The organism is Isoptericola sp. NPDC058082 (assembly GCF_042885055.1).
GTDB lineage: Bacteria > Actinomycetota > Actinomycetes > Actinomycetales > Cellulomonadaceae > Isoptericola.
Genome location: NZ_JBHVSQ010000035.1, coordinates 1 through 5,335, shown reverse-complemented (window position 1 = coordinate 5,335; position 5,335 = coordinate 1). Strand labels below are relative to the sequence as shown.

Annotated in this window: 3 protein-coding genes and 3 tRNA genes; 1 reads left to right on the top strand and 5 read right to left on the bottom strand. The window is 72.3% G+C overall.

Features of this window, described 5'->3' with window-relative positions; all coding sequences use genetic code 11:
- Nucleotides 1-384: 384 nt before the first annotated feature.
- The 3 genes from putP to ACFVS0_RS21730 all read right to left on the bottom strand — a co-directional run bounded on the left by putP (nucleotide 385) and on the right by ACFVS0_RS21730 (nucleotide 2,416).
- The gene (putP, locus tag ACFVS0_RS21740; protein WP_430552306.1) at nucleotides 385-1,896 is read right to left on the bottom strand and encodes a sodium/proline symporter PutP; all 1,512 of its coding nucleotides are present in this window, start codon (nucleotides 1,894-1,896) and stop codon (nucleotides 385-387) included.
- Nucleotides 1,897-2,095: 199 nt separating this feature from the next.
- Nucleotides 2,096-2,168: transfer RNA gene (locus ACFVS0_RS21735), tRNA-Arg, on the bottom strand.
- Between the two features lie 156 nt (nucleotides 2,169-2,324).
- Nucleotides 2,325-2,416, bottom strand: a tRNA-Ser gene (locus ACFVS0_RS21730).
- A gap of 112 nt (nucleotides 2,417-2,528) precedes the next feature.
- On the opposite strand from ACFVS0_RS21730, the gene ACFVS0_RS21725 reads away from it, so the two are divergent.
- A complete protein-coding gene (locus tag ACFVS0_RS21725) occupies nucleotides 2,529-4,367 on the top strand; it encodes a GMC family oxidoreductase N-terminal domain-containing protein (RefSeq protein WP_430589108.1) in 1,839 nt (612 codons plus the stop codon).
- A 68-nt stretch (nucleotides 4,368-4,435) separates the two neighbouring features.
- Here the strand turns inward: ACFVS0_RS21725 and ACFVS0_RS21720 are convergent.
- Together ACFVS0_RS21720 and ACFVS0_RS21715 are read right to left on the bottom strand one after the other, a co-directional pair.
- Nucleotides 4,436-4,520, bottom strand: a tRNA-Ser gene (locus ACFVS0_RS21720).
- Between the two features lie 112 nt (nucleotides 4,521-4,632).
- The gene (locus tag ACFVS0_RS21715; protein ID WP_429731380.1) at nucleotides 4,633-5,187 is read right to left on the bottom strand and encodes a GTP-binding protein; all 555 of its coding nucleotides are present in this window, start codon (nucleotides 5,185-5,187) and stop codon (nucleotides 4,633-4,635) included.
- Between the last annotated feature and the right edge of the window lie 148 nt (nucleotides 5,188-5,335).

The window sequence follows — 5,335 nt, the reverse complement described above, 5'->3', positions numbered from 1 at the left end:
AACACACTGTTGAGTTCTCAAACAACCGACGCACACCGCAGAACCAGAACCAACCGTTCCGACCCCGCCGGGGCAACCCCTCAAACTTACCAGACCGTTTTCCTTCTTCCAAATCCCTGATCCGAAGATCGAAGGGAGGTCGAAAAGACGATCCGATCCCACCGGGAAGAATGCGCGAGGCATCCCGACCGTTGAAGGTGTGGGTTTTCAGTCCCGGCCCGGCCACCGGTACCCAGCCTCTCGGCTGTCTCCTCGGTGTCCGTCGGCCCGTCGGGCTGACGTCGCAGAACATTACCCGGGCGGGCCGCTCCGTGCAACGTGGCCGGACGTGGCGCGCGCCACGTCCGGCCACGGGCGCCCGACCGGTGCCGCGTGGGGCCCCGATCAGGCGGTCACGGTCTCCGGCTCAGGCCGGTCACCGCGCGCCAGCCGGCGCGCCGAGTCGAACTCGTCGAGCACCGTGCCGTCCGGCCGCGGCGTCAGGAGGCTGACCACCACGGCCACGAGCAGGCCGAGCGCGAAGCCCGGGATGATCTCGTAGAGGGAGTCCGCGAGGGACGACCTTCCCCAGGCGAAAGCCACGACCGCGCCCGCGAGCATCCCGGACAGGGCGCCCCATCGCGTGAGGCGGCGCCAGTACAGGCTGAGGATCACGACGGGTCCGAACGCGGAGCCGAAGCCCGCCCAGGCGAACCCGACGAGGTCGAGGATCGACGACGTGCGGTCCAGGGCGATGAGGCCGGCGACCACGGCGACGACGAGCACGCCCGCCCGTCCCAGCATCACCTCGGTGCGCGTGCTCAGGCGGAGCCCGGTCATCTTGACGAGGTCCTCGACGAGCGCCGACGAGGAGACGATGAGCTGCGACGAGATCGTCGACATGATCGCCGCCAGCACGGCCGCGAGCACCAGCCCCGCGATCAGCGGGTGGAAGAGGAGCTGCGCCAGCACCAGGAAGATCGTCTCGGGGTTGTCCACCGCGAGACCGTTGACGGTCGCGTAGGCGACGCCGACCAGTCCGGTCAGCACGGCCCCGAGCGCGGTGAGGAACATCCACCCGATCCCGATCCGGCGACCGGCCTTCGCGTCCTGCGGGCTGCGGATCGCCATGAAGCGCACGATGATGTGCGGCTGCCCGAAGTACCCCAGGCCCCACGCGAGCGCGGAGATCACCCCGGTGGCCGAGGCGCCGGCGAAGAAGGACAGGTGGTGGGTACCGGTGGCGGCGTCGGCAGCACGGATGCCCTCGGTCACCGCGCCCCAGCCGCCGAGGTCCACGATCGCGATGACCGGCACGGCCACGAGGGCCGCGAGCATCAGCAGCCCCTGCGCGACGTCGGTCCACGTGGCACCGAGGAACCCGCCGAACAGCGTGTAGGCCAGCGTCACCCCTCCCACGACCAGGAGCCCGGTGAGGTAGTCGAGGCCGAACGAGCTCTCGAAGAAGGTGCCGCCGGCCACCATGCCGGACGACACGTAGAACGTGAAGAACACCAGCACGATGAGGCCGGCCGCGATGCGCAGCAGGTGCGCGGGGTCATGGAGGCGGTTGTCGAAGAAGCTGGGGATCGTGATCGAATTGCTCGCGACCTCCGTGTAGGCCCGCAGGCGGGGCGCCACGAACTTCCAGTTGAGCCAGGCGCCGACGGTGAGGCCGATCGCGATCCACGCCTCGACGAGACCGGTGGCGTAGATCGCCCCCGGCAGTCCCATCAGCAGCCAGCCCGACATGTCGGAGGCGCCGGCGCTCAGTGCCGCCACGCCCGGCCGGAGCTTGCGCCCCCCGAGCATGTAGTCGTCCAGGTCGTCCGTGCGGCGGTACGCGGCGTAGCCGATGCCCAGCATCGCCACCAGGTACGCGACGATCGCGATCGTCTGCCAGGTCTGATCGCTCATGCGATCGATCACCCTCTCGGTCGTGTGGTGCAGCGTCTGGCGCTGGACGCGCCGACCGCCGCATGCACGACGGACCGGGGCCAGGTCGGGACGCGGTCGGCGCTGACCTCGCTGCGGTGCCACCCCGTTGCCACCTCGATGGCTCCGAAACGACCAACGGCCCGATCCCTGGTGAGGATCGAGCCGTTGTGCCTTTCGGTGCGCCCGGAGGGATTCGAACCCCCAACCTTCTGATCCGTAGTCAGATGCTCTATCCGTTGAGCTACGGGCGCAGTCCTTGGCCGGCGCTCTCGCACCGACCGACGAGAACATTACAGCCCTCGAGCCGGTTCCCCAAACCGAGGTGCCGCATCGTGATGCACGACACCGGCAGGGCTCCTGCCGGGGCAACAGAAAAGGCCCCGGGCGTTCAGCAGCCGGAGCCTTCCTGGCGGAGACGGCGGGATTTGAACCCGCGAACGGGTTGCCCCGTTACCACCTTAGCAGGGTGGCGCACTAGACCAGACTATGCGACGTCTCCTCGCGGCAACACAGCAACACCGCGGCGCCCAGACTAACCGGCGACGCTGCCCGGGGGCAAAGCCGCGCGGCGTCGTCCCCACCACACCCCCGACCGCGCTACGGTCTGCCGCATGCTGGACGACGACGACCAGGACCACCCGCAGCGCGCCCACCAGGGCACGGACGACGGCCCGCACCACCCCACCACCCCCTCCCCGCCGCCCGGCGACGCACCGGACGACTACGACGTGCTGGTGATCGGTTCCGGGTTCGGCGGCAGCGTCGCCGCCCTGCGCCTGACCGAGAAGGGCTATCGCGTGGGCGTGCTCGAGGCCGGGCGCCGGTTCGCCGACGACGAGCTGCCGCGCACCTCCTGGGACCTGCGGCGCTTCCTGTGGGCGCCGGCTCTCGGCTGCTTCGGCATCCAGCGGATCCACCGCCTGCGGGACGTGCTGGTCCTCGCCGGCGCCGGCGTCGGCGGCGGCTCGCTCGTCTACGCGAACACCCTGTACCGGCCGCTGGACGCCTTCTGGACCGACCCCGCCTGGGCGCACGTCACCGACTGGAAGGCCGAGCTCGGGCCGTACTACGACCAGGCGGAGCGGATGCTCGGCGTCGTCGACTACCGCCGCACCACCCCCGCCGACGAGCTGATGCGCGACGTCGCCGACGACCTCGGGGTGGGACACACCTTCCGCAAGGTGCGGGTGGGCGTGTACCTCGGCCCGGACGGCGACGACCGGCCGCGCGGCGCCCGCGGCCCCGCGGTCCCCGACCCCTTCTTCGGGGGCGCCGGGCCCGACCGCAACCCGTGCCTGCACTGCGGCGAGTGCATGACCGGCTGCCGGCACAACGCGAAGAACACGCTCGTGAAGAACTACCTGCACCTCGCCGAGAGCGCCGGCGCGCGGGTGCACCCGCTGACCACGGCCACCGCGGTCGTGCCGCGGCCCGGCGGCGGGTACGAGATCCGCACCCACCGGACGGGTCGCCGCTGGGCGGGCCGCCGCACCTACCGTGCCCGGCAGGTCGTGCTCGCCGCCGGCACGCTCGGCACGCAGCGCCTCCTGCACGCGATGCGGGACAGCGGGGACCTGCCGCGCCTGTCCGACCGGCTCGGTCACCTCACCCGGACCAACTCCGAGGCGCTGCTCGGCGCCATGCGGCCCGCCCGCCGCGGGCAGGTCGGCGAGCCCGACTACTCCGAGGGCGTCGCCATCACGTCGTCCTTCTACCCGGACCCGCAGACGCACGTCGAGCCCGTCCGGTACGGCCGCGGGTCCAACGCGATGGGACTGCTGCAGACGGTGCTCGTCGACGGCGTCGGGCCCGGCGAGGGGCCGCGCTGGCGACGCTGGCTCGGCGAGCTGTGGCGGCAGCGCCGGCACCTGCCCGCGCTGTACGACCTGCGCGGCTGGTCGCAGCGCACGGTCATCGCCCTCGTCATGCAGAGCCGCGACAACTCGCTCACCACGTTCACGCGCCGCGGGCCGCTGGGGCGGCGCCTCACCTCCCGGCAGGGCACCGGCGCCCCGAACCCGACGTGGATCCCCGTGGCGCACGACGCCGTGCGTGCGATGGCCGACCGGATGGGCGGTCTCGCCGGAGGCAGCGCGGGCGACCCGTTCGACGTGCCGATGACCGCGCACATCCTCGGCGGGTGCACCATCGGCGAGACGCCGGAGGCGGGCGTGATCGATCCCTACCACCGCGTGCACGGCCACCCGGGCCTCCACGTGCTCGACGGGTCCGCCGTCACCGCGAACCTGGGCGTCAACCCGTCGCTGACCATCACCGCGCAGGCCGAACGGGCCTGCGCGCTGTGGCCCAACCGCGACGAGGCCGATGCCCGGCCCGCTCCCGGCGCGAGGTACGCCGTCGTGCCGCCGACGGCGCCCCTGCGGCCTGTCGTGCCCGGGGCCGCGCCCGGGGCGCTGCGGCTGCCGCTCGTCGAGATCCGGCACGCCTGACGCGGCACCCCTGATCCGGCACCGACAGCACGACGCCCCGACGGTGTGACCGTCGGGGCGTCGTCGGGCGGAGGGCGAGGGATTCGAACCCCCGGTGCATTGCTGCACAACGGTTTTCAAGACCGTCACATTAGGCCGCTCTGTCAGCCCTCCCGGGACGGCCGCACGGGCGCTCGTCCGGCACAGCAGTGTACCGGCCGGCATACGCCCGCGGCCCCGGTCGCCGAGGCGTTCCGGGGCCGCGGGAGCGACGGGCGAGCAGCTCTCAGGCCGCGCCGCCGCCCGAGCGCAGCTGACGCATCGCGAGCTGCACGAGGGCGATGAGCGTCTGCTTGGTCGCCGCGCGCGACCGCGCGTCCGTGTAGAGCATCGGCACGTGCGCCGGGATCTGCAGCGCCTCGCGGACGTCCTCGAGCCGGTGCTTGGCCACACCGTCGAAGCAGTTGACGCCCACGACGAACGGCACGCCCCGCGACTCGAAGTAGTCGATCGCCGGGAAGCACTGCTCCAGGCGGTCCGTGTCGACCAGCACGACGGCACCGATCGCGCCGCGGATGAGGTCGTCCCACATGAACAGGAAGCGGTCCTGCCCCGGGGTGCCGAACAGGTACAGCCACAGGTTGCCCGGCAGGTTCACCCGGCCGAAGTCCATGGCCACGGTGGTGCTCGTCTTGCGGTCGGAGACCCCGCCCGCGTCGTCGACACCCACCGAGTGCTCGGTCATCGCGGCCTCGGTGTTGAGCGGCTCGACGTCCGAGATGGAGCCGATGAACGTCGTCTTGCCGACGGCGAAGCCACCGGCCACGACGATCTTCGTCACCGTCGGGGCGCCCGCGGGCGGCGCGGGTGCCGCGGCCGCCTGCGTGGCAGCCCCGTCGGCCGGACGTGCGGCAGGGGGCTGCGGCGCCGTGGCCGGCTGGGCGGCCGGCGCCTGGGGCGCGGCGGCCTGCGGCGGGCTCGCGGGCACC